Raw genomic sequence first — 24,502 nt, 5'->3', positions numbered from 1 at the left:
CCGGAAACGGGTGTGCGACCCCACCGGCGTGCGGCCGTCCCGGGTGTGGGGCCGCGTGGCACGATGAACGGCACGCGCCGGTCGGCGCGCCCCACGGACGCCCCGGCGCCCGGACGACGAGCAGCAGGAGCACGGGTGAAGGACCTTCTGAGGACGACGCGGACGCTGCTGCCGATGCTCCCCGACGGCGCCCGCCGCTACCTCCTCGTGTACTCGACGGTGACGGCGCTGCTCGCGCTCCTCGACGTCGTGGCCCTCGGCATCCTCGCGCTGGTCATGGCCCCGATGGTGTCCGGCCAGCCCGTCAGCCTCCCGCTCATCGGCGAGATCAGCATCGACCAGTACATCTGGGTCCTCCTCGCGGTGTGCGCGCTCATCTGCACGAAGTCGATCGCCTCGCTCGCCATGCGCTGGGTGGCCACCCGGAAGTTCGCCGAGTACGAGATGGAGATCGGGGACCGGCTCTTCCGCGCCTACCTCCACTCGCCGTGGACCGACCGACTCTCGCGCAACTCCGCCGAGCTCGTCCGCATGGCCGACGTCGGGATCGCCAACACCACCTCCGGCCTGCTGCTGCCGGTCGCGAGCCTGCCGACCGAGATCGCCACGACGCTCGCGGTGCTGCTCGTCCTCGTCGTCGCCGAGCCGATGATCGCTGCGATCACGGTCGTCTACCTCGGGGCGCTCGCCGCGCTCCTCTACCTCGTGGTCAACCCGAAGGCCCTCGTGGCCGGCCGCGTCAACCGGGACTACTCGCTCAAGACCGCCCGCCTGATGACCGAGATGGTGGCCACGCTCAAGGAGATCGTCCTGCGGGACAAGACCTCCGAGGTCGCCGACGTCGTGTGGGACAACCGCAAGCACGCCGTCCGCGCGCGCTCCAACAGCCAGTTCCTCGGACAGGCGCCGAAGTACGTGCTCGAGGTGGCGCTCATCGGCGGGTTCGTGCTCGTCGGAGGCGTGGGCTACTGGCAGGGCGGGGCGACCGAGGCGTTCGCCGCGGTGGCGATGTTCGGCGTCGCGGGGTTCCGGATGATCCCCGCGATCACGCGCATGCAGGCGATCCTCACGCAGACCTCGACCACGCTCCCGCACGCGAAGCGGGTCATCTACGACATCCGTGCCTCCGAGAAGTTCATCCGCGACGCCGAGACCGTGGGCCGCGAGCCGATCGTCGGGGAGCCGACGGAGCTCGTGCTCGAGGGAGTCGGCTTCACCTACCCCACCTCGCAGACGCCCGCCGTCCACGACATCGACCTCACCGTCCGCATGGGCACCCACGTGGCGCTCGCCGGCTCGTCGGGCGCCGGGAAGTCCACGCTCGTCGACATCCTCCTCGGGCTGCTCGTCCCGCAGGACGGCATCATGCGGATCGGGGACCAGGACCTCGACGACGTCCTGGCCGACTGGCGCTCCCGCGTGGGCTACGTCCCCCAGGACGTCTCGCTGTTCAACGGGTCGATCGCGCAGAACGTCGCGCTCGCCTGGGGCTCGACGATCGACGAGGACCGGGTGCGCGACTGCCTGCGGCGCGCCCAGCTGCTCGACGCCGTCGACGAGCGCGGCGGGCTCGACACCCTCGTCGGCGAGCGCGGCCTCGCCTTCTCGGGCGGTCAGCGGCAGCGGCTCGGCATCGCCCGGGCCCTCTACACCGACCCGCTCGTCCTCGTCATGGACGAGGCCACCTCGGCGCTCGACACGGCGACCGAGGAGGCCGTCACGCACGCGCTGCGCGAGCTGCACGGCGAGGTCACCGTCGTCACCGTCGCCCACCGCCTCTCGACGATCCGCCACGCCGACGAGGTGTGCTTCATGAGCGGCGGCACGATCGCCGCGCGCGGCACGTTCGAGGAGGTCGTCGCTGCGCACCCCGAGTTCGCGCACCAGGCCAACCTCGCCGGGCTGGCGTAGGGCAGCGGCCGCCGGATGGAAGAATCCCGCCCATGACTCAGGCGGCCCGGCTGCTCATCCTCTCGTTCTCCTCGATCGCCACCGATCCCCGCGTCCTCAAGCAGGTCCGGTACCTCACCGACCGCTACGAGGTGACGACCTGCGGGTACGGCCCGGCGCCCGAGGGCGTCGCCGACCACGTCGAGCTCCCGGCCGGCCGGACGAACAAGCTCGACGGGCGGCTCATCACGCTGCGCGCCTACCGGGCCGCGCTCTGGCGGCAGAACGGGATGCGGACCGCGCGCTCGCTGCTGTCCGGTCGCGAGTTCGACGCGGTGCTCGCGAACGACATCGAGGCCGTGCCGGTCGCGCTCGGGCTGAAACCCCGGGGTGGCGTGCACGCGGACATGCACGAGTTCTTCCCGCGGTGGCGCGAGGACGACCCGCTGTGGCGGAAGCGCATCGGTCCCTACTACCGCTACCTCTGCCGGCGGTACCTGCCGCGCGCGGCCGCGGTGACGACCGTGTCCGGCGGCATCGCCCGCGCGTACACGGAACTGACCGGTGCCGACGTCGGCGTCGTCACCAACGCGACCCCGTTCCACGACCTCTCACCGACGCCCGTGGCCACCCCGATCCGGGTCGTCCACTCGGGCGCCTCGATCCGGCGCCGGCACCTCGACCGGATGATCGAGGCTGCGGGCAAGGCCGCCGACGCCGTCACGCTCGACCTCTACCTCGTCAAGCACGACCCGGCATGCTTCGACGAGCTCCAGGCCCTCGCGGCGACGACGTCGAACGTCCGCGTGCTCGACCCGGTGCCCTACGAGAGCCTCATCGACACGCTCAACGGCTACGACGTCGGTCTCTACGTCCTGCCTGCCACCGGCTTCAACCACGAGCACGCGCTGCCGAACAAGATCTTCGACTACGTCCAGGCGCGGCTCGGGATCGTCGTCGGGCCGTCGCCCGAGATGGCGCAGGTCGTGCGGGAGCATGAGCTCGGGGACGTCACGGACACCTTCGAGGTCGACGACGTCGCCGCCACGCTCCGTGCCCTCGAGGCCGAGCGGGTCGAACGGTGGAAGTCGGCCGCGCACACGGCCGCGACCGAGCTCGCCGCGGAGCGGGCACTGGAAGGCTGGGGACGGCCGATCGCCCATATGGTCGGCGCATGACCGACCGCCGCTCGCTGCTCATCCTGTCCTTCTCGAAGATCGCCACCGACCCGCGGGTGATCAAGCAGGTGCGGTACTTCGCGGACCGGTACGACGTGACGACCTGTGGGTACGGGCCCACGCCCGACGGCGTGGTCGAGCACATCGAGCTCGACGGCTCGCTCCCGCGCAAGCTCGACGGGCGGATCATCACGACCCGCATCTACCGGCTGGCCTACTGGCAGCAGCCCGCCATGCGCGGCGCTCGCCGGCAGCTCAAGGGCCGCACCTTCGACGCCGTCCTGGCCAACGACGCCGACGCCCTGCCTGTCGCGGTGTCGCTCAAGCCGCGGTTCGGCATCCACGCGGACATGCACGAGTACTTCCCCCGGTGGCACGAGGAGGACGAGGCCTGGCGGCGCAGGATCGGCCCGTACTACCTCTGGCTGTGCCGCCGGTACCTGACGCGCGCCCGCTCGGTGACGACCGTGTCCGGAGGCCTCGCCCGCGAGTACGGGACGATCGTCGATGTCCCGGTCGGCGTCGTCGCCAACGCGACCCCGTTCCACGAGCTCGAGCCCGGTGAGGTCGGCGAGCGCATCAGGATCGTCCACTCCGGCGCTGCCATGCCCCGGCGGTACCTCGAACGCACGATCGAGGCGGCGGGGCGCCTGCCCGGGAGCGTCGAGCTCGACCTCTACGTGGTACCGGTCTACAAGGACTACTTCGCCGACCTGCAGGCGCAGGCCGCGGCCACCGAGAACGTCCGCGTGCACGAGCCCGTGCCGTACGAGGAGCTCGTCGGCGTCCTGCACCGCAATGACGTCGGCATCTTCGTGGTGCCGCCCGTGACGTTCAACCTCGAGTGGACGCTGCCGAACAAGATCTTCGACTACGTCCAGGCGCGCCTGGGCATCGTCACGGGCCCGAGCCCGGAGATGGCGTCGGTCGTGCGGGAGAACGGGCTGGGCGCGGTCACCGGCGGCTTCGAGGTCGACGACATCGAGGCCACGCTCGCCACGCTGGACAAGGAGACGGTGGCCGGATGGAAGTCCGCGAGCCACGCCGCAGCCCGCGAGCTCGCCGCCGAGGCCGAGGTCGAGAAGTGGGGCGACGCGATCGAGAAGCTGCTGACGAGCTAGATCTCCGCGACCCCGAGGAACGGCGCCAGAGCCGCCGCCGAGGCCCGCCCGTCGTGGTGCGTGCGCGCCCAGTCCGGCCCACGAACCGCAATCTCGGCGAACCGGTCGCGGTCGGTGAGGATCTCGTCCATCACGTGCGCGAACGTCTCCGGGGTCGCGTCGACGACGGGCAGGTCGCCGTCGAGCCGCGCGCGTACCCGCTCGTGCACGTGCCCGACGACGAGACGCCCCGCTGCCATGGCCTCCGCCGCCAGCACACCGACGGCGCCGAGCAGGATCTGGTCGACGACGACGTCTGCGCCGGCGACGAACTCCGTCATCCGCTCGTGCGGGACGTCCTCGAGCCGCCGGTAGGTGATCCGCCCCTCGGCGTCGAGCGCCTCGAGCACCGGCTCGATGACGGCCGTCCCCTTGAGCGCCGGGTTCGACGGCGCGTGCAGGACGATCGGCCGCTCGTGCCCGAGCGCCGGCACCGTGTGGGGCGCTGCGAACCCCTCGACGTCGACGACGATCGGCAGCAGCGTGGCCCCCGGCGCGAGGTCGAGCTGGTCGGGGGTCGTGACGAACGCCGGCAGGCCCTCGACCTCGAGGAGCCGCTGGGCGGCCCGGATCCGCTCGCGCGCGGCGTCGTCGACTCGCACGGCGTCCCGGTAGGGGCTCGTCGGGTAGAGCTCGGCGTGCCGGTCGGGGTCGCGGATCTCGGAGCCGTGGAACACGACGCCCGGTGTCACGCCCGCCGCCCGGTACCGCTCGATCTCGTCACGGTCCGCCACCGCCGTGGTCATCGTCGTCGGGGAGTAGCCCGTCTCGAACAGGGCGTGGCTGAACCGCGCGAGCACCCCGTCGCGCCACGCCGCCCGGCCCGGGCGCAGGGCGAGCGGCAGGGCGACATCGGTCGGGTAGGAGAAGCGGTCGACGCCGCCGGGACGCTCGAGGGTGACCGAGCGCGCGGCCACGCCGCCCAGGTGCTCCTCGACGGCCCGCGCCCACAGGTAGCCCTGGCCCGCCGTGTTCGTCGGGCCGACGAGCAGTCCCGCGGTGCGGTCGTCCGGCAGGTAGGGCACGAGCTCGCCGGCCGCACGAAGCTCGCGGGCGAACAGCCGCCGTTCGACGGCTTCCCGCCGCTCGTCGGGCAGGCGCCGCACGCCGGCGGCCATGACGTCGCGCAGGCTGGGGCTCATACGGACAGTGTGCCGGGCGACGGGGGCCGCGGGTGGGAGCATGGGCGCCATGACGCACGCCGCCGACGCACCGACCTCCCGCCCCTCGGTGCTCGTCATCTCGTACTCGATCCTCACCTCGGACGCCCGGCTGCTGCGCCAGATCCGGCTCCTCGCGCGCGACCACGACGTCACCTCGGTCGGCTACGGGCCGGCTCCCGACGGCGTGGTCGAGCACGTGCAGATCCCCGACGAGCTCGTCGCCTGGCACAAGGACCGGCTCCTGCTCATGCAGCGCCGGTTCGCCGCGGTCTACCGGGACAACGCCGTCAACGCGTACCTGCGGGAGGTGCTGCCGGTGGGGCAGTTCGACGTCGTCGTCGCCAACGACGCCGACACCGTGCCCCTGGCCCTCGGGCTGCACCCGCGCGGCGGCGTGCACGCCGACCTCCACGAGTACGCGCCGCGCCAGCACGAGGCCTCGCCGCGGTGGCGGCTCTTCGTCGCGCCCTACTACCGGTGGCTCGTCCGGACCTTCCTGCCGCTGTGCGACTCCGTGACGACGGTGGGTGCGGGGTTGGCGCGCGAGTACGAGCGTGAGTACGGGGTGCGGGCGGGGGTGGTCGTCAACGCCGCCCCGTTCCGGGACGCGAGCCCGACGCCGGTCGGCGAGCCCGTGCGCCTCGTCCATTCCGGGGGAGCGACGCGCGTGCGCGCGCTCGAGGTGATGGTGCGGGCCGTCGAGGCCTCGACGTCGGGGGCCACGCTCGACCTCTACCTCATGCCGTCCGACCCCACCTACCTCGCGGAGATCGCGGCGCTCGCCGACGCCTCCGAGAAGGTCACGCTGCACGACGCCGTGCCCGCCGACGAGCTTGTCGAGACACTCGCCGGCTACGACGTCGGCCTCTTCCTCGTGCCGCCCGTGACCTTCAACCTCGAGTGGACGCTGCCGAACAAGTTCTTCGACTTCGTCCAGGCGCGCCTCGGGATCGTCGTCGGCCCCAACCCCGAGATGGCGGGCCTCGTCCGCGAGCACAGGCTCGGCGCCGTGACGGCCGGCTACGAGGAGACCGACCTCGTCGCGCTCCTCGATCGGCTCGACCCGGCCGAGGTGGCGCGGTGGAAGGCAGGCTCAGACGCCGCGGCGCGGGAGCTGTCCGCCGAGCAGCAGATCACCGCGTGGGGCGAGGCGGTCGGGGCGCTGGCGGCCCGCGCCGGGCGGGCGTAGTGGATCGCCTCTAGTCCCGCACGTACCAGGCCGGCAGCTCCCAGTCGGCGTCGACCCCGTGGTCCCGCGCGGCCGCGCGCACCACCGGCAGCCAGGACGCGAGCTGGAACACCCGCTCACCGGCCAGCGTCAGGGTCCGAGGCCCGCCCCCGGCGTCGAGCTCGATCTCGCCGTCGACCAGGTGGTGCGACCCACCGGACAGGAGGAGCACCTCGGAGAGGTACTGGTTGCTCGCGTCGGGCAGCAGATGGCGTAGCTCGCGGAGGAATCCGGTCCAGGTGTCGGCGAGCCGGAGCTCGCCGATGCGGACCATGAGCCGGGAGACCGCGTCCCACCCGTGGTGCTCGCCGTCGATCTCGACCCCGTCCGGACCGGCGCGCAAGGTCCGCTCCTTCTCGACCTGCCGGCTGGAGGATCCGAACAGTCCGCGTAGTCCGCGACGGCCCTTGGGCGGTGCCTCCTCGATCGTCTCCGTCACGCGCAGGAGATCGGTGGTGGGCGGAGTCCCGAGGAGGCCGAGGCGGTAGCGCGCGTAGCCCGCCGACTCCTCGGGGCGCAGCGCGTCGGGCTCGCCGACGACCGGCAGACGGAGTGGCGCCTCCGTCCGGGGACGTGCGGGAGGGTCGACCGCGGCGAGGTCCCCGCCCGCGGCGAGGAACTCCTGCAGCGGCTCGGGCCACGGGTCGGTGTCGACGTCAGACGGCCCCCACGCGATGTCCGCCTCCGCGTCCGCACCGCGGGCCAGCCACAACGCCCCGTGGAGGCGCGCCACCTGGAAGGCGAGGACGCCCTCGAGCTCGATGACGACGGGGCCGGGAGCGACGTCGAGCAGGATGCGGGCGCCGACCTCCCGTGTGGCGTCGGTCCGGGCGAGCATCGCCTTCGCGACCATCGGGTGGCTCGCGTACGGGGTCCGTGCGACCAGCTCCTCGCGCGCGGCCCGCTCCTCGTCCGCGCTCAGCAGGCCCGGCGCGTGGACGAGGGCCGCCCGGATGTCCGCGGCCGCCCACCGGTGGTCGCCGACGCTGACGCCGCTCCGGTCGGCCCGGACGACGAGGGGCCCGTGCTCGGGAGCGGTGCCGGTGACGAGGAGCGTGCCCGACGTCGTCGCCAGGGCGTACTCCTGGCCGAGCTGCTCGGTGTGGATCTGGTCGCGGTGGTCGATCCAGTCGACGAGCTCGGCGGGGGACAGCGGACGGGACGTGGGCACGAGCGGCTGCATACCCACGACCCTAGGGATCGTCCGACGTCGTCATCCGGCTCGCGGCGGGCCGTTCTGCCCGTCATGTCCGGCCGCGGCTCCTCTGGTCTGGTCAGGTTGACCAGACCAGGAGTATCATGGCGTCATGACCGAGATGGCGAACGTGCAGGAGGCGAAGACCCGACTCTCCGAGCTCCTGGTGCGAGCGAGCCGGGGTGAGGATGTCGTCATCGCCCGGGCCGGCGTGCCCGTGGCCCGGTTGGTCGCCGTCGACGGGGCGCCGCCTCGCACCTTCGGCACGATGTCCTTCGACGTACCGGACGACGTCGACGAGCCGCTCCCGGAGAGTGAGCTGGCCGCGTGGGAGTGAACCATCTCCTCGACACGCACGTCCTGCTGTGGCTCCTCGCGGCACCGCACCGTGTGCCTGAACACGTGCGCGACGCGCTGGCCGATCGAGGATCGGGGCTCGTCGTCTCGGCGGTGTCGGCCATGGAGGTGTCGACGAAGCATCGGCTCGGGCGACTCACGGAGGCGGAGGGTCTCCTCGCCGGCTGGTCACCGCGTGTCGCCGAGATCGGGGCGACCGAGCTCCCGCTCGAGACCGATGCCGCGCTCCTTGCGGGCCGTCTCGACTGGGCCCATCGCGACCCGTTCGACCGCCTCCTCGTCGCTCAGGCGATGACGGAGAATCTCGTGCTGGTGTCCGTGGACCGCGCCGTCACCGGTTTCCCTGGGCTGCGGACGCTGACCTGGTAGTGCCCCCAGCGCTCAGCAGCTGATTCTGCTCAGCCCCTGACCTCGGTCACCCGCTGGCCGCGCGGGGCCAGCTCGGCGTCGAGGACCGCGCGCAGGAGCGCGACGTCGGCGGCCGACCGCTCGCCCAGCTCGACCCGCACGTGCGGCGCCCCCTCGCTCGTGCGGACGGCGGCGGCCTGCAGGGGAGTGGTGGTGCGCTCGAGGGTGGATCGTGGGTCGGTGAGCAGGATCCGCACGAGCGCGGCGGACCGCTCGGCGTCCCGCGTCCCCTGCGCGGTCACCGGGGTCGACGCCGACATCTCGACGCCCGCCACCTCGTACCAGGGGATCGCGAGCCCGCCCGGCCCGACGAGCTCGTTCTCGGTGACGACGAGGTCGATCGCGTCGTCGCCCGTGCGCCGCTCGGCGCGGAGCCTGATCAGCCGCCAGATCGCGCCGCCGGCGCCGAGCACGCCGACGATCCCCAGCAGGACGATCATGAACAGCCGTCGCGTGACCTCGCCGGACAGCAGCCCGCCGATGCAGATGACGGCGAGCACCGAGAAGCCGAGCAGCGCCAGCCACTGCTTGCGCACCTTCGACCGGTGCTCGGCCGGGTCGACGACGAACCGCGCAAGCTGGCCGCCGCTGCCCTGGCCGCCGTGGCTCGCCGTGCCGGCGTCGTTCGTCATGGTTCTCCTCGGGCTGCGTGGCGGTGTGGCTGTGTGACGGTAAGGCTGCGTGGCGGTGCGTCGACTGTGCGACCGTGTCTCAGGCAGCAGGCCGAGGGTAGTCGCGCGAGGTGTCGTGAGTCGTTGACCGTTACTCGACCACCGCCGTAGGCTTCCGGTGTGCAGAATCTGTCTCTCGCCAAGTGGAATCGTGGCGAGGGAGTGGCGGCGACGCGGCAACGGGTCGCGGAACGGCCGGAGGGCGGCTGCCCCCACCGATCGAAGGAGATCCGATGAGCGAGCAGAGCGACGTCCCGACCCACGGCCCCGGCGCCGTCGTGGCCGACGTCAACGACCCCGCGCGCATCCGGGAGCAGATCCGCGCCTTCCGCACGGAGCACGGCCTGCCCGACGACGACGAACGGCCCGTGCCCGCGGGTGCCGGTGACGCTGCGCCTGCCGGTGACGCTGTGCGTACCCGCGAGGACGGCGCGTTCGACCTCGTGCTGCGCGGCGGCCGGGTCCTCGGCGAGGACGGGTTCGCCCCGCGGGAGATCGGCGTGCGCGACGGGTCGATCGTCGCCGTCGAGCCCCTCGGAGCCGGCCTGACCGGCGACCGCGTGGTCGAGCTCGCCGAGGACGAGGTGCTGATCAGCGGCCTCGTCGACGCCCACGTGCACGTCAACGAGCCCGGCCGCACCGAGTGGGAGGGCTTCGCCAGCGCGACCCGCGCGGCCGCGGCCGGCGGCGTGACGACGATCGTCGACATGCCGCTCAACTCGATCCCCTCGACCGTCAACCGGCCGGCGCTGGAGTACAAGCGGTTGGTCGCGGAGCCGCAGGCGTTCGTCGACGTCGGGCTCTGGGGCGGCGCGGTCCCCGGCAACCGGGCCGACCTGCGCGAGCTGCACGAGGACGGCGTGTTCGGCTTCAAGTGCTTCCTGTCCGGCTCCGGGGTGGACGAGTTCCCCCACCTCGAGGCCGACGAGCTCGAGGACTACCTGGGCGAGCTCGCCTCGTTCGGCGGGATGATGATCGTCCACGCCGAGGACGACCGCTCGATCGGCCGCGCGCCCCAGGCCGAGGGCGCCACGTACAAGAAGTTCCTCGACTCGCGGCCTCGCGGGGCCGAGAACCTCGCGATCGCGCAGCTCATCGAGCGCACCCGCTGGGCCGGCGCACGCAGCCACGTCCTCCACCTGTCCTCCTCGGACGCCCTGCCGATGCTGCGCAGCGCCAAGGCGGACGGGGTCGACATCTCCGCCGAGACCTGCCCCCACTACCTCGCGCTCAACGCGGAGGACATCGCCGACGGCGCCACCGCGTTCAAGTGCTGCCCGCCGATCCGGGAGGATGCCAACCGCGACCTGCTGTGGGAGGGCCTCCTCGACGGGACGATCGACTACGTCGCGAGCGACCACTCGCCCTCGACGGTCGAGCTCAAGGACCTCGAGCACGGCGACTTCGCCGTCGCGTGGGGCGGGATCTCCTCCGTGCAGCTCGAGCTGCCGATCGTGTGGACCGAGGCGCGCCGCCGCGGGATCCCGCTCGAGCGGGTCGTCGAGTGGATGTCGGCCCGGCCCGCCGCGCGGGTGGGCCTGGCCCGGAAGGGGCGCATCGGCGTCGGGTACGACGCCGACCTGGCCGTCCTCGCGCCGGACGACTCCTTCACCGTGGTCGCCAAGGAGCTGCGCCACCGCAACCCGATCTCCGCCTACGACGGCCGCGAGCTCACCGGCGTCGTCCGCCGCACCTTCCTGCGCGGCGACGAGGTCGGCGACACCCCGCACGGTCGACTGCTCCGGCGGGGCGACGCCTGACCTCGAGGTCGCGCCGGCGACAGGTGGTCGCCGGCGACCGCCCGGCGCCTCCCGGACGCCGGCGACCTACCGGTGCATCCCGCCCAGGAAGAGCGGCGCGTGCCGGTTGACGTCCTTGTAGAGCAGGTAGCGGAACGGGGCGGGGCCGCCGGCGTAGCAGGCCTGCGGGCAGAAGGCGCGCAGCCACATGAAGTCGCCGGCCTGGACCTCGACCCAGTCCTCGTTGAGCCGGTAGACGGCCTGACCCTCGAGGACGTAGAGCCCGTGCTCCATCACGTGGGTCTCCGCGAACGGAATGATCCCGCCCGGCTGGAACGTCACGATCGTCACGTGCATGTCGTGGCGGACGTCGGTCGGGTCGACGAACCGCGTGGTGGCCCAGCGGCCCTCGGTGTCCGGCATCGGGGTGGGGTCGACGTCGCGCTCGTTCGTCACGAACGAGGCGGGCGGCTCGATCCCGTCGACCCGCTGGTAGGCCTTGCGGATCCACATGAAGCGGGCCGGCTCGTCGCCGTCGTTGGCCAGGGTCCAGGTCTCGCCGGGGGCGAGGAAGACGTAGGAGCCGGCCGTGAGGTGGTGCGGAGTCGCGTCCTCGCCCAGCGTCAGCTCCAGCTCGCCCTCCATGACGAAGAGGACGGCCTCGGCGCCCGGGTCGTCCTCGGGGCGGTCCGAGCCGCCGCCGGGGGAGACCTCGACGAGGTACTGGGAGAACGTCTCCGCGAAACCGGTGAGCGGCCGCGCGAGCACCCACAGCCGGGTGCCGCGCCAGTGCGGCAGGTTCGAGGTGACGATGTCCATCTGCGTGCCGCGCGGGATGACCGCGTACGCCTCGCGGAACATCGCGCGGTCGGTGAGCAGGTCGGTCTGCGGCGGGTGGCCGCCGTGCGTCGCCCAGTAGGTGGGGGCGGGCCTGCGGGTCTGGTCGGTCATCGTCGGGTCCTTCCGTCGTCGGGCTCGGTCTCGATGCTTCCATGGTCGGGTGCGCGGCAGTGCGGGTGCGTGGCAGCGTGGCCTCGGCACGTGCACCTCGCGCCCGATCGCCCTGCGCCCGATCGCCCCGTCGGGGAGGATGTTGACAGGCGGCGAGCGCGCCTTCTACGTTCGTCATCTGGAAGTTCTGTTCCGCGATCCGAAACTATCAGAAGGTGCCGCATGACCACCGCACTCACGCGATTCAACGAGGACGCGGACGCCGCGCGCGAGATCCTGCTCGCCGCCGTGCGGGTGCCGCGCTGGGCCGACGAGATCGTCGCCGGCCGCCCCTACGCCGGCGTCGAGGACGTCGTCCGCGCCGCGGAGACCGCCGCCGACCCGTGGACCGACGAGGAGGTGGACGGCGCCCTCGCCCGCCACCCGCGCATCGGGGAGCGCGCCACGGGCGACGACCCGGACGCCGCGCACTCGGCCCGCGAGCAGGCGGGCGTCGACGGCTCCGACGCCTCGGTGGCCGAGCGCCTGCGCGCCGGCAACCTCGCCTACGAGGAGCGGTTCGGCCACGTCTTCCTCATCCGCGCCGCCGGCCGGGACGCCGAGGAGATCCTCGCCGCCCTCGAGCAGCGCCTGACCAACGACCCCGCCACCGAACGCCGCGTCTGCGCCGAGCAGCTGCGGGAGATCGCCGTCCTTCGTCTCAAGGGAGAGCTCGCATGACCTCGCACGTCACCACCCACGTCCTCGACGCCGTCACCGGCATCCCCGCCGCCGGCATCGCCGTCCGTCTCTCGCGCATCGAGGGCGACGGCGCCTCGGGTGCCGCCGGGGCCGAGACCGCGACCGAGGTCGCCGCCGGCACCACGAACTCCGACGGCCGCATCCGCGACCTCGGCCCCGAGGTGATCGACCCCGGCACCTACCGGATCACCTTCGCCACCGGCGAGTACTTCCGCGCCCAGGGCGTCGAGACCTTCTACCCGTCGGTGACGATCGACTTCTTCGTCGATGAGGGGCGCGACCACTATCACGTGCCGTGCCTGCTCAGCCCGTTCGCCTACTCGACCTATCGCGGGAGCTGAGCAACCGGCTGTCGTCGTCGTGAACTTCACGATGCGAGAGAACTCTTCCGAAATATTGCCCGACCGCGGAGTCTCCGCGTAGAATGTCCGCACACGCCGGGGTTGCCGTGGGGGCCCGGACGGTGGACGCATCGACCCAAGGGGTCGGGGACGCGCGAACCGCCCCACGACTGCACGTCGAGCTCGACAGGGAAGTGAGCAATGGCCCGCATCACGGTGAACGTCAACGGTGAGGACCGGGAGATCTCCGGTGCCCCCGTCCACACGAACCTCCTCGACTGGTTGCGCTCGCTCGGGCTGACCGGCGCCAAGGAGGGCTGCGCCGAGGGTGAGTGCGGCGCCTGCGCGGTCCTCGTGGCACGGCCCGACGGCGAGGGGCGGTCGCGGTGGACCTCCGTCAACGCCTGCCTGCCCCCGGCCCTCGCCTTCGACGGCCAGGAGATCGTCACGAGCGAGGGCTTCGGCACGGCGCCCGGGGCCTGCGCGGTGGAGGACCTCCACCCCGTCCAGCGCGAGATGGCCGACCGCGGCGGTTCCCAGTGCGGCTACTGCACGCCCGGCTTCATCTGCTCGATGGCGGCGGAGTACTACCGGCCCGAGCGGGCGGGGGTGTCGTCGTCGGGGGCCGTCGTCCCGGACGGCACCGCCAGCCCGGACGGCACCGCGAGCCCGGACGGCACCGCCAGCCCGGACGGCACCGTCACCGACGCGACGCCTGAGGGTGCCTCCACGGTGGTCGACACCTCGGTCCTCGACGTCGACGCGAGCGACGCCCACGCGCACGAGGTCGGCCCGAACGGCTTCGACCTCCACTCCCTGTCCGGCAACCTCTGTCGTTGCACCGGCTACCGCCCGATCCGGGACGCCGCGTACGCGCTGGGCTCCCCGGCCCCCGAGGACCCGCTGGCACGTCGCGCCGAGTCCGCCGGTCCGGACGCCCGCCCCACCTCCTACGCGCACGGCGAGGCGGAGTTCGTCCGCCCCGCCACCCTCGCGGAGCTCCTCGACCGCCTCGCCGAGCAGCCCGACGCGCAGATCGTCGCTGGTGCGACCGACCTCGGTGTCGAGCTCAACATCCGGCACACGCGTCCGCCGGTGCTGCTGGCGATCGACCGCCTGCCCGAGCTGCGCACCCTCACGCGCGCCGAGGACCACGTCGAGATCGGCGCCGCGCTCACGCTCTCGGAGATCGAGCGCACGCTCGACGGCGAGATCCCCCTGCTCGCCGAGCTGTTCCCGCAGTTCGCCTCGCGCCTGATCCGCAACGGCGCCACGTTCGGCGGCAACCTCGGCACAGGCTCGCCCATCGGCGACGCACCGCCGGCGCTGCTCGCGCTCGGCGCCTCCCTCGTCCTCGCCTCGCGCGACGGCGAGCGGGAGGTCGACCTCGCGGGGTACTTCACGGGCTACCGCCAGACGGTGCGCGAGCCCGGCGAGATCATCAGGGCGGTGCGGATCCCGCTGCCGCTCGCCCCGACCACCGCGTTCTACAAGATCGCCAAGCGCCGGTTCGACGACATCTCGAGCGTGGCCGTCGCGATCGCCGCCCGGATCGAGGACGGGGTCGTGGCCGACATCCGCATCGGCGTCGGCGGGATCGCCGCCACGCCGGTGCGCGCGCTCGCCACCGAGGAGGCCCTGCGCGGCCGCCCGTGGACCGAGGAGACCGTGTCCGCGGCCGCCGAGGTCATGTCCGGCGAGGGCACCCCGATGGACGACCACCGGGCGAGCTCGCGCTACCGCAGCGCGATGCTCGGTCAGGCCCTGTGCCGCTTCTACGTGGAGAACAGCCCGTCCGAGGTCCTGGAGGTGGCCCGATGAGCGCCCTGTCCGAGCGTCCCGTCAACCCGATCGTCGGACGCAGCGTCCCGCACGAGAGCGCCGGCCTGCACGTCACGGGCACCGCCCTGTACACCGACGACCTCACGGTGCGGACCCTGGGGGTCCTCCACGCCTGGCCGGTCCAGGCGCCGCACGCCCACGCGCGCATCGTGTCGCTGCGGCCGGAGCCGGCGTACGACGTGGAGGGCGTCGTCCGCGTGCTCACCTCCGCGGACGTCCCCGGCGTCAACGACGCCGGGACCAAGGCCGACGAGCCGCTGTTCCCGCCGGAGGTCATGCAGTACGGCCACGCGGTGGCGTGGGTGCTCGGCGAGAGCCTCGAGGCCGCCCGGCTCGGTGCCGAGGCCGTCGAGGTCGAGTACGAGCCGCTGCCGTCGATCCTCACCCTCACGGAGGCCATCGAGCAGGAGTCCTTCCAGGGCTCGCAGCCGATGATCGACCGGGGCGACGCCTCCTCCGCGCTCGCGGGCGCCACCCACCGGTTCTCCGGCGAGTTCGAGTTCGCCGGCCAGGAGCACTTCTACCTCGAGACCCAGGCGGCGCTGGCCACGGTCGACGAGGGCGGACAGGTCTTCGTCCAGTCCTCGACCCAGCACCCCTCTGAGACGCAGGAGATCATCGCCCACGTCCTCGGGCTCCACAACCACGCGGTGACCGTGCAGAGCCTGCGGATGGGCGGCGGGTTCGGCGGCAAGGAGGCGCAGGCGAACGGGCCGGCCGCGGTCGCCGCCCTCGGTGCCGTCCTCACGGGTCGGCCGGTCCGCGTGCGCTACAACCGCACCCAGGACCTGACGATGACCGGCAAGCGGCACGGCTTCCACGCCTCGTGGGAGATCGGGTTCGACGACGACGGACGGATCGTCGGTCTCGACGCCACCCTGACGGCCGACGGCGGCTGGTCGCTCGACCTGTCCGAGCCCGTCCTCGCCCGCGCGCTGTGCCACATCGACAACGCGTACTTCATCCCCGACGCGCGGATCCGCGGCCGGATCGCCCAGACGCACAAGACGTCGAACACGGCCTTCCGCGGGTTCGGCGGCCCGCAGGGCGCACTCGTGATGGAGGACATCCTCGGGCGGTGCGCACCCCTGCTCGGCATCGAGCCGGGTGAGCTGCGCCGGCGGAACTTCTACCGGCCGGGCGACTCGACGCCGTACCTCATGCCCGTGCGGCACGCGGAGCGGCTCGAGGCGCTGTGGCAGCAGGCGCTCGACTCGTCGGACCACGCCGAGCGCACGCGCCGGGTCGAGGAGTTCAACGCGAGCCACCGGCACACGAAGCGGGCGATCGCGATGACGCCCGTGAAGTTCGGCATCTCGTTCAACCTCACGGCGTTCAACCAGGCCGGCGCGCTCGTGCACGTGTACAAGGACGGGTCCGTCCTCATCAACCACGGCGGCACGGAGATGGGGCAGGGCCTGCACACGAAGATGCGGCAGGTCGCGGCCACGGCCCTCGGGGTCGAGCTCGCGGACGTGCGGCTCGCGCCCACCCGGACCGACAAGGTGCCCAACACGTCCGCGACGGCGGCCAGCACCGGCGCCGACCTCAACGGCGGCGCCGTGAAGAACGCCTGCGACCAGATCCGCGGCAACATGGCCGACGTGGCGGCGCGGGAGTTCAACTGCCACCCCGAGGACGTGAGGTTCTCCGGGGGCACCGTGACCGCGCTCGGGCGCGCGGACGCCGAGCTGACGTTCGCTCAGCTCGCGCACAAGGCCTACTTCCAGCGGGTGCCGCTGTTCGCCGCCGGGTACTTCCGCACGCCCGGGCTGCACTGGAACGCCAAGACGTTCCAGGGCGAGCCGTTCCGCTACTTCGCCTACGGCGTCGCGGTGTCCGAGGTCGAGGTCGACGGCTTCACGGGTGCCTACCGGTTCCTGCGCACCGACATCGTCCACGACGTCGGGGACAGCCTCTCGCCGCTCGTCGACGTCGGGCAGGTCGAGGGCGGGTACGTCCAGGGTGTCGGCTGGCTGACCCAGGAGGAGCTCGTCTGGGACCAGTCCGACACCGAGCGGCGCGGGCGCCTCGCCACCCAGGCGGCGAGCACCTACAAGCTGCCGAGCTTCTCGGAGATGCCGGAGGAGCTCAACGTCCACTTCCTCGAGCGGGCGGAGGAGACCGGCGTCGTCTACGGCTCGAAGGCCGTCGGCGAGCCGCCGCTGCTGCTCGCCTTCGCGGTGCGCGAGGCGCTGCGCACCGCCGTCGCGGCGTTCGGCGAGCCGGGCACCGAGGTCAAGCTGGCGAGCCCGGCCACGCCGGAGGCGGTGTACTGGGCGATCGAGTCCGTGCGGTCGCCGGGGGATGCCGATGCTCGTGCTGAGGGTGCTGGTGCCGAGGGGGCGGAGACCGGGTCCGACGGCGGGGTGTCCGACGTCGTGGGCATTCCCGACTCGCCCGCCACGGCCGGCGTGCACCACGGCGGCGACGTCGTGAACGGATCGGCGTCGAACGGTGCTGCGACCAGCCCCTCCGACGCCGAACACCGGCCCTCGTCGCCGGTGCCCGTCTCCGGGACCTGACGGTGGTGGCGTGATGGACTGGCTCGCCGCCCTGCAGCGCCTCCGTGAGGAGTCGCGTCCGGGCGTGCTCGCCACCGTCCTCACCGTGCGCGGCCACGCGCCGCGGGAGGCCGGGGCGAAGATGGTGGTCGGCGCCGACGAGACGTGGGGGAGCGTCGGTGGGGGGAACCTCGAGGCGAGCGTCGTCGAGCGTGCGCGCGCGGTGATCGTCGAGGGTGGGACGTCGCCGGAGCAGATGTCGTTCGGGCTCAACGAGCACGCCGACAACACGCACGGCACGCAGTGCTGCGGCGGCGACGTCACGGTGCTGCTCGAACCGTTCGGTGCGCGGCCGTCGATCGCCGTGTTCGGGCTCGGGCACGTCGGGCTCGAGCTGGGTCGGATCCTCGCGCGGCTGCCGATCTCGCTCCACCTGGTGGACAGCCGGGCGGAGATGGTCGACGCCGAGCGGCTCGCCGACGTCGTCGGGAACGCCACCGTGCACCGGCACCACGCGCCCGCGCCCGAGGTGGTCCTGCGCGGGCTGCCCGCCCGCACCCACGTGATGATCATGAGCCACGACCACTCCGAGGACCTGTTCCTCTGCGACGCCGCGATCACTCGCGGCGACCTCGGGAGCGTGGGCCTCATCGGGTCGCGCGCCAAGTGGCTGCGGTTCCGCAAGCGCCTCGCCGACGCCGGGCATTCCGGTGAGGCCATCGAGTCGATCCACAGCCCCGTCGGGATTCCCGGGATCACAGGGAAGACTCCCGAGGTGATCGCGATCAGTGCTGCCGCGTCGCTCGTGCAGATCCTCGAGGGCGCCGAGATCGCGCGCGGCTGGGGGAGTGGGACGGTCGTGCCGTCCGAGTGGTCGTCGGCCGGGGCGCAGGCTGGTGCTGGTGCTGGTGCTGGTGCTGGTGCTGGTGCCGGTGCTGGTGCTGGTGCTGCCGGCGCTCGTGTCGGCCGCGTGGTGGGTGCCGAACCGGCGCGCTGACTTTCGCACCTGGTCCGGGGAGCTCGCACCGACTGCTCGGTCAGGCTGCCTCGCGGCGGTGCGCTTGGGGCACTGCCCCCGCGCCCGGCCGCCGCGCGCGGCACGACGCACACCGCACCCTGAACACCGGCGCCGCGCCCCGCCCGGCACCCGCCTGTCGTCCGACGGTGCCGGTCGTGCTCCACGCAGTTCCGCGTGCGCCGTTGAGCGGTGGCCGTCAGCGACGCGGACAGGCCGAGATCTGCGGTCCCGATCGGACCCGACGGGCTCGTCCCGGCTCGTGGCTGCCTCGGTGAGCTGTGGTGCGATCGCGCTCGTCGCGCTCGTCGCGCTCGTCGCGCTCGTCGCGCTCGTCGTCCCTCCTCGTCCCTCGTCGTCCCTCCTCGTCCCTCGTCGGGCTCGTCGCGCTCGTCGCGCTCGTCGTCCCTCCTCGTCCCTCGTCGTCCCTCCTCGTCCCTCGTCGGGCTCGTCGCGCTCGTCGACGTGTGCGTCCTCCCGCCGGTGCTGCCCTCTGCTCGTGCAGGCGCTGCTCGACCACTTGCGCAGGTGCTGCCTACTGCCGGCGCTACCGTCCGTCTGGGCCGCACGCCCATATGGACCGCGCGCCCGGCAGGAGCGCCGTTCCGCGCGGTCGCCGACCGCCCTGCCACGCCCACCGGCGTTGCGCGTCACCGGCTCACAGGCTCACAGGCTCACAGGCTCACCGGGTCACCGGGTGACCGGGTGACCGGGTGACCGGGTCACCGGGTGACCGGGGCGCCGAGTCACCCCCCCAACGACGCTGCGAGTTACCGAGTCACCGAGTCGCCGAGTCACCCCTCAGTGACGCTGTGCGTCACCGAGTCAGCGCGTCACCAGGTCACAGAGTCGTCCGGCGACCGAGCCGGGCCCCGAGCGGAAGCCCTGCTGAGTCGCCCGTGTCCGTGACGCCGTCCGCATCGACCCGGGTCCACAGGTACATCTGATGCCTGTGCGTCCACAGATATGTCGATTGGTCTTGTTTGATCACCATCCGTCGCGATAAACTGAGAGCCAATCGAACAACAGTTCGATGCGAGTGGCCGCGATGTGGCGGGCGGGGGTGAAGACGGTGGAGACCAGGTTCTGGGCGGACGTGGAGCGAGACATGATCAGGCACGTCCTGAAGACGGCCGAAGGCATGCGCTTCGTGACCGAGGCTCTGGCGGACATCCAGGTCACGGCCGAACCGGACGCGATCGACATCATCGCCGCAGCCGAAGGCCTCAAGTCCGCGGCAGCAGCGGCCCAGATGCGAGCGACGGCCATGTTCGACGTCCTGCGATGCACCCGCGAAGGCATCAACGGGGTGCCGAAGGCCCGCCAGGGGATCGGTGTCGCGGACGAGATCGCGCTTGCCCGGCGCGAGTCCGCGTCGTCGGGCCAGCGTCGGCTGTCCGCGGCTCAGGTCGTCGTGCGCGACATGCCCTACGCCCTGGACCTCATGGAGTCCGGCGAGCTGTCGGAGTCGCGGGCTCACCTCCTCGTCAACGAGGTGCGTGAGCTCGGTCAGGCCGATCGCCGGACGGTGGACGAGGAGCTCGCGCCGGTCCTGGGCGGACTGAGCGATCGGCAGGTCTCCCACCGGGCCAAGCGGATCGCCCAGCGGCTCGACGCGGAGGCCGCGACGCGCCGTGCCACGGAGGCCGAGAAGACGCGGCGGGTGACGATTCGGCCTGCGACCGAGCCGGGGATGTGCTTCCTCACCGCCCATCTCCCGGTCTCCCAGGCGCGGCGCGTCTACGACTCGCTCATGGACGAGGCCGACCGGATTCTCACAGGGAATGCAGCGAGCGCCGGGATGATCGGCAACGGCAACGGCAACGGCAACGGCAACGGCAACGGCAACGGCAACGGCAACGGTGATGGTTCCGCCGTCGAGACGTTCCCGACGGATGCGGCCAAGGTTGAGCCGAGCGCCTCGATCAACCTGACCACGGGGGAGATCACGACGCTTGGCCACATCGAGCCAGGCGCCGTGCTCTCTTCTTCCTCAGCATCCGCGCCTCCCGACGTTTCTGGTTCTGCCTCCGGTCCCGGCGGCCCCTCTGGCTCTGGGCCTGCCGCTGACCTCGCGTCGGTCGGTCGGCCGGTCGGCGCGGATGGCAGGTCGCGTTCGCAGCTGGTGGCGGACCTGTTCGTCGAACGCGTGACGGGCGTCGGGCTCTCCGAACCCCGGGATGTCGACCTCACGCTGGTGATGACGGACGAGACCCTGCTCGGCGGGGACGACCCGGCGTGGGTGCCTGGCCAGGGGCCGATCCCCGCGTTCGTGGCTCGCGGCATGCTCAACGAGACGCAGGCCAACGACGTCGAGCTCCGGCGGATCTGGACCGAGCCGACCACCGGGCTGATCACGAAGATGGATGCCCGGTCTCGCACCTTCAGCAACAGGTTGCGACGGATGGTTCTGCTTCGGGACGACGACTGTCGCAACCCGTGGTGCGGGGCACCGATCCGCGACATCGACCACGCGATGCGGTGGGCCGACGGTGGGCAGACGAGGTTCGAGAACGCGTCAGGGCTGTGCAAGAGATGCAATCTCATCAAGGAGCAGGCGGGCTGGACCCATCAGGCTGACGCGACGTCCCTGACGGTCACGACCCCGACGGGCCACACGTACGTCGCCGCCCCGACACACCTGGCAGATCCCGGGCCACCTCCCGAAGGCGTATCGCTCAACAGGAACGGCGCCGGGAACGACAGGCGGCCGAGAACGCGGCGAGGGTCCGCGGCGGAGGGCGGCGATCCGCCACCAGATGCCGACCCCTGCGACGAGCTCGACGATCCCTACGCATAGGGATGACTGCTCGCGCCCCACGACGAACGTGGCCCCATTCCGACGGGCTGACTTCTGACTACTGACTACTGATTACTCGCGCCCGAGGCCGAGCTCGAAGAATCCTGGGCACAGATCTCACCGTTCGAGCTGTGGCAGCGACGCGTGCGGGGCAGCCGGCGGTGGTGGTGGCGGTCGAGCCCGGTGGTCTGGTGGTGGAGGGCGGCTGCCCCGATGCCTCGCTGTTCCGCTGCTGGACAACCTGTGCGTTCCTCAGCCTGTGCGCTACTCAGCCCGCGACCAGCTTCTTCGCAACAGCGGAGTGCTCGGCGACCAGCTCGGCGACGTCGAGCCCGAGCACCTGACCGTCCTCGACGCGCCACTGTCCACCGACCATCACCCGGTCGGCCCGCTCGGTCCCGCACAGCAGGAGTGCGGACAGCGGGTCGTGGCTCCCGGAGAACTGGAGGTCGTCCTGCCGGAACATGGCGAGATCCGCCTGCTTGCCGGGCGCGAGCACACCGATGTCGGTGCGCCCGAGCGCGCGGGCCGACCCCTGCGTGGCCCAGTCGATGGCCCGGCGCACCGTCACCTTCTCGGCCCCGTACTGCAACCGCTGCAGATACATGGCCTGGCGGACCTCGGTGATCATGTTGGACCCGTCGTTGGACGCCGACCCGTCGACCCCGACCCCGAGCGGGACGCCGGCGTCCTCGAGCTCGACGCCGCGGCAGACCCCGGACGCGAGCCGCATGTTCGACGACGGGCAGTGCGCCACGGCGGTCCCGGCGCCGCCGAGCCGGGCGATCTCGTCGTCGTCGAAGTGGATCCCGTGCGCGAGCCACGTCCGATCCGTCAGCCACCCGACCGACTCGAGGTAGTCCACGGTGCGCATGCCGAACCGCTCGAGGCAGAAGTCCTGCTCGTCGTCGGTCTCGGCCAGGTGGGTGTGCAGGCGGACGTCGTTGCGCTCGGCGAGCTCGGCGCTGTCCCGCATGATCGACGTCGTCACCGAGAACGGGGAGCAGGGCGCGAGCGCGATCTGCACCTGGGCGCCGTCCCCGCGCTCGTGGTGGGTGTCGATGAGCCGCTGGGAGTCCGCGAGGATCGTGTCGGGATCCTCGACGACGGACTGCGGAGGCAGCCCGCCGTCCTCCTTCCCGAGCGTCATCGACCCACGCGTGAGCGTGGCGCGCATGCCGAGCCGGCGCGTGACGCCGACCTGGATGTCGACCGCGTCCTCGAGCCCGCCCGGGAAGATGTAGTGGTGGTCGGCCGCCGTCGTGCACCCGGAGCGCAGGAGCTCGGCCATCGCCACCGTCGTCGCGAGCTCGAGGGCACGCGGGTGCAGCCGCGCCCACACGGGGTAGAGGTTGACGAGCCACGGGAACAGCGGGACGTCGGCGACCGGCGCCCAGGCCCTCGTGAGGGTCTGGTAGAAGTGGTGATGGGTGTTGACGAGACCCGGCACCACGACGTGCGACCCGGCATCCACCACAGTTCCCGGTGCCGACGACGGCGAACCTCCGGTGGGGACCAGCTCGACGACGGTCCCGGCCTCCGGGTCGATGACGAGGCCGCCCCCGGTGTCGTCGGACGTGCCGGTGTGGATGGCGAGCGGGTTCTTGAGCCAGACGGTCATGGTGACTCCGGGGTGAAGTAGTGGCAGTGGCAGCGACGGTGAGGGTCCGAGGGCGGCAGGGCTGGTCAACGGTGCGCCGGCCGGAGCGCGGTGCTCCTGCCGGGGCACCGGCGCTTACACGAAGAAGATGTATCTGACGGCGAGCAGGATGGCGACGATGTAGAGCACGGGGTGGACCTTGCGGATCCCGCCCGTGAACATCTGGATCGCGCAGTAGCTGATGACGCCGATGCTCACGCCGTTGGCGATCGAGAAGGTCAGCGGCATGACGATGATCGTGAGGAACGAGGGCACGCCCTCGGCGATCTCGTCCCAGTCGATGTGCCGGATCCCGTCCATCATCATCGCGCCGACGAGGATGAGGATCGGTGCCGTCGCGGCGCCGGGGACGGCGCCCATGACGGGCCACAGCACCATCGAGACGGCGAACAGGATTCCTGTGAACGACGAGCTGACGCCGGTGCGCCCGCCGTCCTGGATGCCGGACGCGCTCTCGACGTAGGCGCTGACGGTCGAGGTGCCGAGCGTGGCGCCGACCATCGTGGCCAGTCCGTCCATCGAGAAGGCCGTCTTGGCCCGCGGCATGTCGCCGCTCTCCGAGAGGTGCCCGGACTTCTGCGCGAGGCCGGTGAGGGTCCCGGTCGCGTCGAAGAAGTCGACGAAGAAGAACGTGAACACGACGCTGAACAGGCCGATCCCGATGGCGCCGGCGATGTCGAGCTGTCCCACGAGGTCGGAGGGCCACACCGGTGCGGCGATGATGCCGTCGGAGAAGCCGCCGAACGCCGCGGGGCTGCCGTCGGCTCCGGTGTAGACCTCGGCGCGGCTGACGATGGCGATGATCGCGGAGGCGATGATGCCCCACAGGAGCGCGCCCTTGATCCGCAGCTGCAGCAGCACGGCCGTGACGAGGAGCCCGACGACGGCGATCCACGCGTCCGGTGCCGTGAGGTCGCCGAGAGTGACGAGCGTGGCCTCGTCCGTGACCACGAGCCCGGCGTTGCGCAGGCCGAGGAAGGCGAGGAAGCAGCCGATGCCGGCCATGATCGCCAGCTTGATGCTCATGGGGATCGCCATGACGATCGCCTTGCGGGCACCGATGACGCTGAGGACGACGAAGAGGATGCCGGAGATGAACACGGCCCCGAGGGCGGTCTGCCACTCGACCCCCATGCCCAGCACCACGGTGAAGGAGAAGAAGGCGTTGAGCCCCATGCCCGGTGCCTGGGCGAACGGGTACCGGGCGATGACGCCCATGAGGAGACAGCCGATGGCGGCCGCCATCGCGGTCGTCATGAGGAGCTGGACCTGGCCGTTCGGCACGTCGATCGCCGCGCCGAGCACCTCGGGGTTGACGAAGAGGATGTAGCTCATCGTGAGGAACGTGACGAGACCCGCGCGGAGCTCCCGGGGGATCGAGGACCCCGCCGCGGTGATCCCGAACCACTTGTCGAACCAGTTCTTGGGTGCGGGGGTGGCGCTGTCCGTATCCGCGGGGCGGGCGGTGGCGCCGGCCTCGGTCGCCGTGCCCGCGTCGTCGGCCGGTCTCGCGGCGTGGGCCGCGCCGTCGGCCGGTCTCGCGGCGTGGGCCGTGCCTTCAACGTCGTCGGGGCTCGCGTCCGTCGTCGTCGGTGACTCCGGGTGCGTGCCGGTGGCGCTGCGGGTCCTGCGGTCGTGCTTGTCGTCCTTGCTGGTCAT

The 24,502-nt window shown here is 72.1% G+C and carries 19 protein-coding genes; 13 read left to right on the top strand and 6 right to left on the bottom strand.

What is annotated here, in order from left to right:
- Positions 1-135 precede the first annotated feature (135 nt).
- From AC24FB_RS04370 to AC24FB_RS04360, 3 genes are read left to right on the top strand one after another with little or no spacing between them, the layout of a single operon-like run.
- Complete coding sequence (locus AC24FB_RS04370) at positions 136-1,911, top strand: ABC transporter ATP-binding protein (protein ID WP_425714656.1); 1,776 nt, start codon at positions 136-138, stop codon at positions 1,909-1,911.
- A 32-nt stretch (positions 1,912-1,943) separates the two neighbouring features.
- The gene (locus tag AC24FB_RS04365; RefSeq protein WP_425714655.1) at positions 1,944-3,068 is read left to right on the top strand and encodes a glycosyltransferase family protein; all 1,125 of its coding nucleotides are present in this window, start codon (positions 1,944-1,946) and stop codon (positions 3,066-3,068) included.
- The gene (locus AC24FB_RS04360) at positions 3,065-4,189 is read left to right on the top strand and encodes a glycosyltransferase family protein (protein WP_425714654.1); all 1,125 of its coding nucleotides are present in this window, start codon (positions 3,065-3,067) and stop codon (positions 4,187-4,189) included. The genes AC24FB_RS04365 and AC24FB_RS04360 overlap by 4 nt, the downstream gene beginning before the upstream one ends.
- On the opposite strand, the gene AC24FB_RS04355 is transcribed toward AC24FB_RS04360, so the two are convergent.
- Positions 4,186-5,370 (bottom strand): glycosyltransferase, encoded by a 1,185-nt coding sequence (locus AC24FB_RS04355; RefSeq protein ID WP_425714653.1) that lies wholly within the window; start codon positions 5,368-5,370, stop codon positions 4,186-4,188. The two genes, AC24FB_RS04360 and AC24FB_RS04355, sit on opposite strands and share 4 nt — an antisense overlap.
- A 49-nt stretch (positions 5,371-5,419) precedes the next feature.
- Here AC24FB_RS04355 and AC24FB_RS04350 point away from each other — a divergent pair, with 49 nt between their 5' ends.
- The gene (locus AC24FB_RS04350) at positions 5,420-6,580 is read left to right on the top strand and encodes a glycosyltransferase family protein (protein ID WP_425714652.1); all 1,161 of its coding nucleotides are present in this window, start codon (positions 5,420-5,422) and stop codon (positions 6,578-6,580) included.
- 10 nt (positions 6,581-6,590) lie between these two features.
- Here AC24FB_RS04350 and AC24FB_RS04345 read toward each other — a convergent pair whose 3' ends face one another.
- Positions 6,591-7,808, bottom strand: coding sequence for a hypothetical protein (locus AC24FB_RS04345; protein ID WP_487561053.1), 1,218 nt, complete (start codon positions 7,806-7,808; stop codon positions 6,591-6,593).
- Positions 7,809-7,926: 118 nt separating this feature from the next.
- Between AC24FB_RS04345 and AC24FB_RS04340 the strand changes: the two genes are divergently transcribed.
- Complete coding sequence (locus tag AC24FB_RS04340; RefSeq protein WP_425714650.1) at positions 7,927-8,151, top strand: type II toxin-antitoxin system Phd/YefM family antitoxin; 225 nt, start codon at positions 7,927-7,929, stop codon at positions 8,149-8,151.
- Positions 8,142-8,540, top strand: a complete 399-nt coding sequence (locus AC24FB_RS04335; protein WP_425714649.1) for a type II toxin-antitoxin system VapC family toxin — start codon at positions 8,142-8,144, stop codon at positions 8,538-8,540. Before AC24FB_RS04340 ends, AC24FB_RS04335 begins: the two co-directional genes overlap by 10 nt.
- 29 nt (positions 8,541-8,569) lie before the next feature.
- Here the strand turns inward: AC24FB_RS04335 and AC24FB_RS04330 are convergent, their stop codons facing one another.
- Positions 8,570-9,211, bottom strand: a complete 642-nt coding sequence (locus AC24FB_RS04330; RefSeq protein ID WP_425714648.1) for a hypothetical protein — start codon at positions 9,209-9,211, stop codon at positions 8,570-8,572.
- A 272-nt stretch (positions 9,212-9,483) separates the two neighbouring features.
- Here AC24FB_RS04330 and allB point away from each other — a divergent pair, with 272 nt between their 5' ends.
- Positions 9,484-11,010, top strand: a complete 1,527-nt coding sequence (gene allB / locus AC24FB_RS04325; RefSeq protein WP_425714647.1) for an allantoinase AllB — start codon at positions 9,484-9,486, stop codon at positions 11,008-11,010.
- A gap of 66 nt (positions 11,011-11,076) precedes the next feature.
- Here allB and AC24FB_RS04320 read toward each other — a convergent pair whose 3' ends face one another.
- Positions 11,077-11,940 (bottom strand): bifunctional allantoicase/(S)-ureidoglycine aminohydrolase, encoded by an 864-nt coding sequence (locus tag AC24FB_RS04320; protein ID WP_425714646.1) that lies wholly within the window; start codon positions 11,938-11,940, stop codon positions 11,077-11,079.
- Between the two features lie 222 nt (positions 11,941-12,162).
- Between AC24FB_RS04320 and uraD the strand changes: the two genes are divergently transcribed.
- The 6 genes from uraD (at position 12,163) to AC24FB_RS04290 (ending at position 21,183) form a co-directional block, all read left to right on the top strand.
- The gene (gene uraD, locus AC24FB_RS04315) at positions 12,163-12,660 is read left to right on the top strand and encodes a 2-oxo-4-hydroxy-4-carboxy-5-ureidoimidazoline decarboxylase (protein WP_425714645.1); all 498 of its coding nucleotides are present in this window, start codon (positions 12,163-12,165) and stop codon (positions 12,658-12,660) included.
- A complete protein-coding gene (uraH, locus tag AC24FB_RS04310) occupies positions 12,657-13,022 on the top strand; it encodes a hydroxyisourate hydrolase (protein ID WP_425714644.1) in 366 nt (121 codons plus the stop codon). Before uraD ends, uraH begins: the two co-directional genes overlap by 4 nt.
- Before the next feature lie 201 nt (positions 13,023-13,223).
- The gene (locus AC24FB_RS04305) at positions 13,224-14,843 is read left to right on the top strand and encodes a xanthine dehydrogenase small subunit (RefSeq protein WP_425714643.1); all 1,620 of its coding nucleotides are present in this window, start codon (positions 13,224-13,226) and stop codon (positions 14,841-14,843) included.
- Positions 14,840-17,389 carry a xanthine dehydrogenase molybdopterin binding subunit gene (gene xdhB / locus AC24FB_RS04300; protein ID WP_425714642.1) on the top strand — a complete coding sequence of 850 codons (2,550 nt, stop codon included), beginning with the start codon at positions 14,840-14,842 and terminating at the stop codon, positions 17,387-17,389. Before AC24FB_RS04305 ends, xdhB begins: the two co-directional genes overlap by 4 nt.
- Before the next feature lie 13 nt (positions 17,390-17,402).
- On the top strand, positions 17,403-18,365 hold the full coding sequence (gene xdhC / locus AC24FB_RS04295) for a xanthine dehydrogenase accessory protein XdhC (protein ID WP_425714667.1): 963 nt from the start codon (positions 17,403-17,405) through the stop codon (positions 18,363-18,365).
- Positions 18,366-19,491: 1,126 nt separating this feature from the next.
- On the top strand, positions 19,492-21,183 hold the full coding sequence (locus AC24FB_RS04290) for an HNH endonuclease (RefSeq protein WP_425714641.1): 1,692 nt from the start codon (positions 19,492-19,494) through the stop codon (positions 21,181-21,183).
- A 268-nt stretch (positions 21,184-21,451) separates the two neighbouring features.
- On the opposite strand, the gene AC24FB_RS04285 is transcribed toward AC24FB_RS04290, so the two are convergent.
- Together AC24FB_RS04285 and AC24FB_RS04280 are read right to left on the bottom strand one after the other, a co-directional pair.
- Positions 21,452-22,804 (bottom strand): 8-oxoguanine deaminase, encoded by a 1,353-nt coding sequence (locus AC24FB_RS04285; protein WP_425714640.1) that lies wholly within the window; start codon positions 22,802-22,804, stop codon positions 21,452-21,454.
- Between the two features lie 114 nt (positions 22,805-22,918).
- Complete coding sequence (locus AC24FB_RS04280; protein WP_425714639.1) at positions 22,919-24,502, bottom strand: NCS2 family permease; 1,584 nt, start codon at positions 24,500-24,502, stop codon at positions 22,919-22,921.

Source organism: Georgenia sp. Z1344, from assembly GCF_057652375.1.
The sequence above is the reverse complement of the archived record's forward strand: the minus strand, read 5'-3'. Positions and strand labels throughout refer to the sequence as shown.

What these genes read in the sequence shown, in the direction of transcription:
- AC24FB_RS04365 (WP_425714655.1), top strand. Translation starts at nt 1,944, where the DNA reads ATGACTCAGGCGGCCCGGCTGCTCATCCTCTCGTTCTCCTCGATCGCC.
- AC24FB_RS04360 (WP_425714654.1), top strand. Translation starts at nt 3,065, where the DNA reads ATGACCGACCGCCGCTCGCTGCTCATCCTGTCCTTCTCGAAGATCGCC.
- AC24FB_RS04355 (WP_425714653.1), bottom strand. Translation starts at nt 5,370, where the DNA reads ATGAGCCCCAGCCTGCGCGACGTCATGGCCGCCGGCGTGCGGCGCCTG.
- AC24FB_RS04350 (WP_425714652.1), top strand. Translation starts at nt 5,420, where the DNA reads ATGACGCACGCCGCCGACGCACCGACCTCCCGCCCCTCGGTGCTCGTC.
- AC24FB_RS04340 (WP_425714650.1), top strand. Translation starts at nt 7,927, where the DNA reads ATGACCGAGATGGCGAACGTGCAGGAGGCGAAGACCCGACTCTCCGAG.
- AC24FB_RS04330 (WP_425714648.1), bottom strand. Translation starts at nt 9,211, where the DNA reads ATGACGAACGACGCCGGCACGGCGAGCCACGGCGGCCAGGGCAGCGGC.
- allB (WP_425714647.1), top strand. Translation starts at nt 9,484, where the DNA reads ATGAGCGAGCAGAGCGACGTCCCGACCCACGGCCCCGGCGCCGTCGTG.
- AC24FB_RS04320 (WP_425714646.1), bottom strand. Translation starts at nt 11,940, where the DNA reads ATGACCGACCAGACCCGCAGGCCCGCCCCCACCTACTGGGCGACGCAC.
- uraD (WP_425714645.1), top strand. Translation starts at nt 12,163, where the DNA reads ATGACCACCGCACTCACGCGATTCAACGAGGACGCGGACGCCGCGCGC.
- uraH (WP_425714644.1), top strand. Translation starts at nt 12,657, where the DNA reads ATGACCTCGCACGTCACCACCCACGTCCTCGACGCCGTCACCGGCATC.
- AC24FB_RS04305 (WP_425714643.1), top strand. Translation starts at nt 13,224, where the DNA reads ATGGCCCGCATCACGGTGAACGTCAACGGTGAGGACCGGGAGATCTCC.
- xdhB (WP_425714642.1), top strand. Translation starts at nt 14,840, where the DNA reads ATGAGCGCCCTGTCCGAGCGTCCCGTCAACCCGATCGTCGGACGCAGC.
- xdhC (WP_425714667.1), top strand. Translation starts at nt 17,403, where the DNA reads ATGGACTGGCTCGCCGCCCTGCAGCGCCTCCGTGAGGAGTCGCGTCCG.
- AC24FB_RS04290 (WP_425714641.1), top strand. Translation starts at nt 19,492, where the DNA reads ATGATCAGGCACGTCCTGAAGACGGCCGAAGGCATGCGCTTCGTGACC.
- AC24FB_RS04285 (WP_425714640.1), bottom strand. Translation starts at nt 22,804, where the DNA reads ATGACCGTCTGGCTCAAGAACCCGCTCGCCATCCACACCGGCACGTCC.
- AC24FB_RS04280 (WP_425714639.1), bottom strand. Translation starts at nt 24,502, where the DNA reads ATGACCAGCAAGGACGACAAGCACGACCGCAGGACCCGCAGCGCCACC.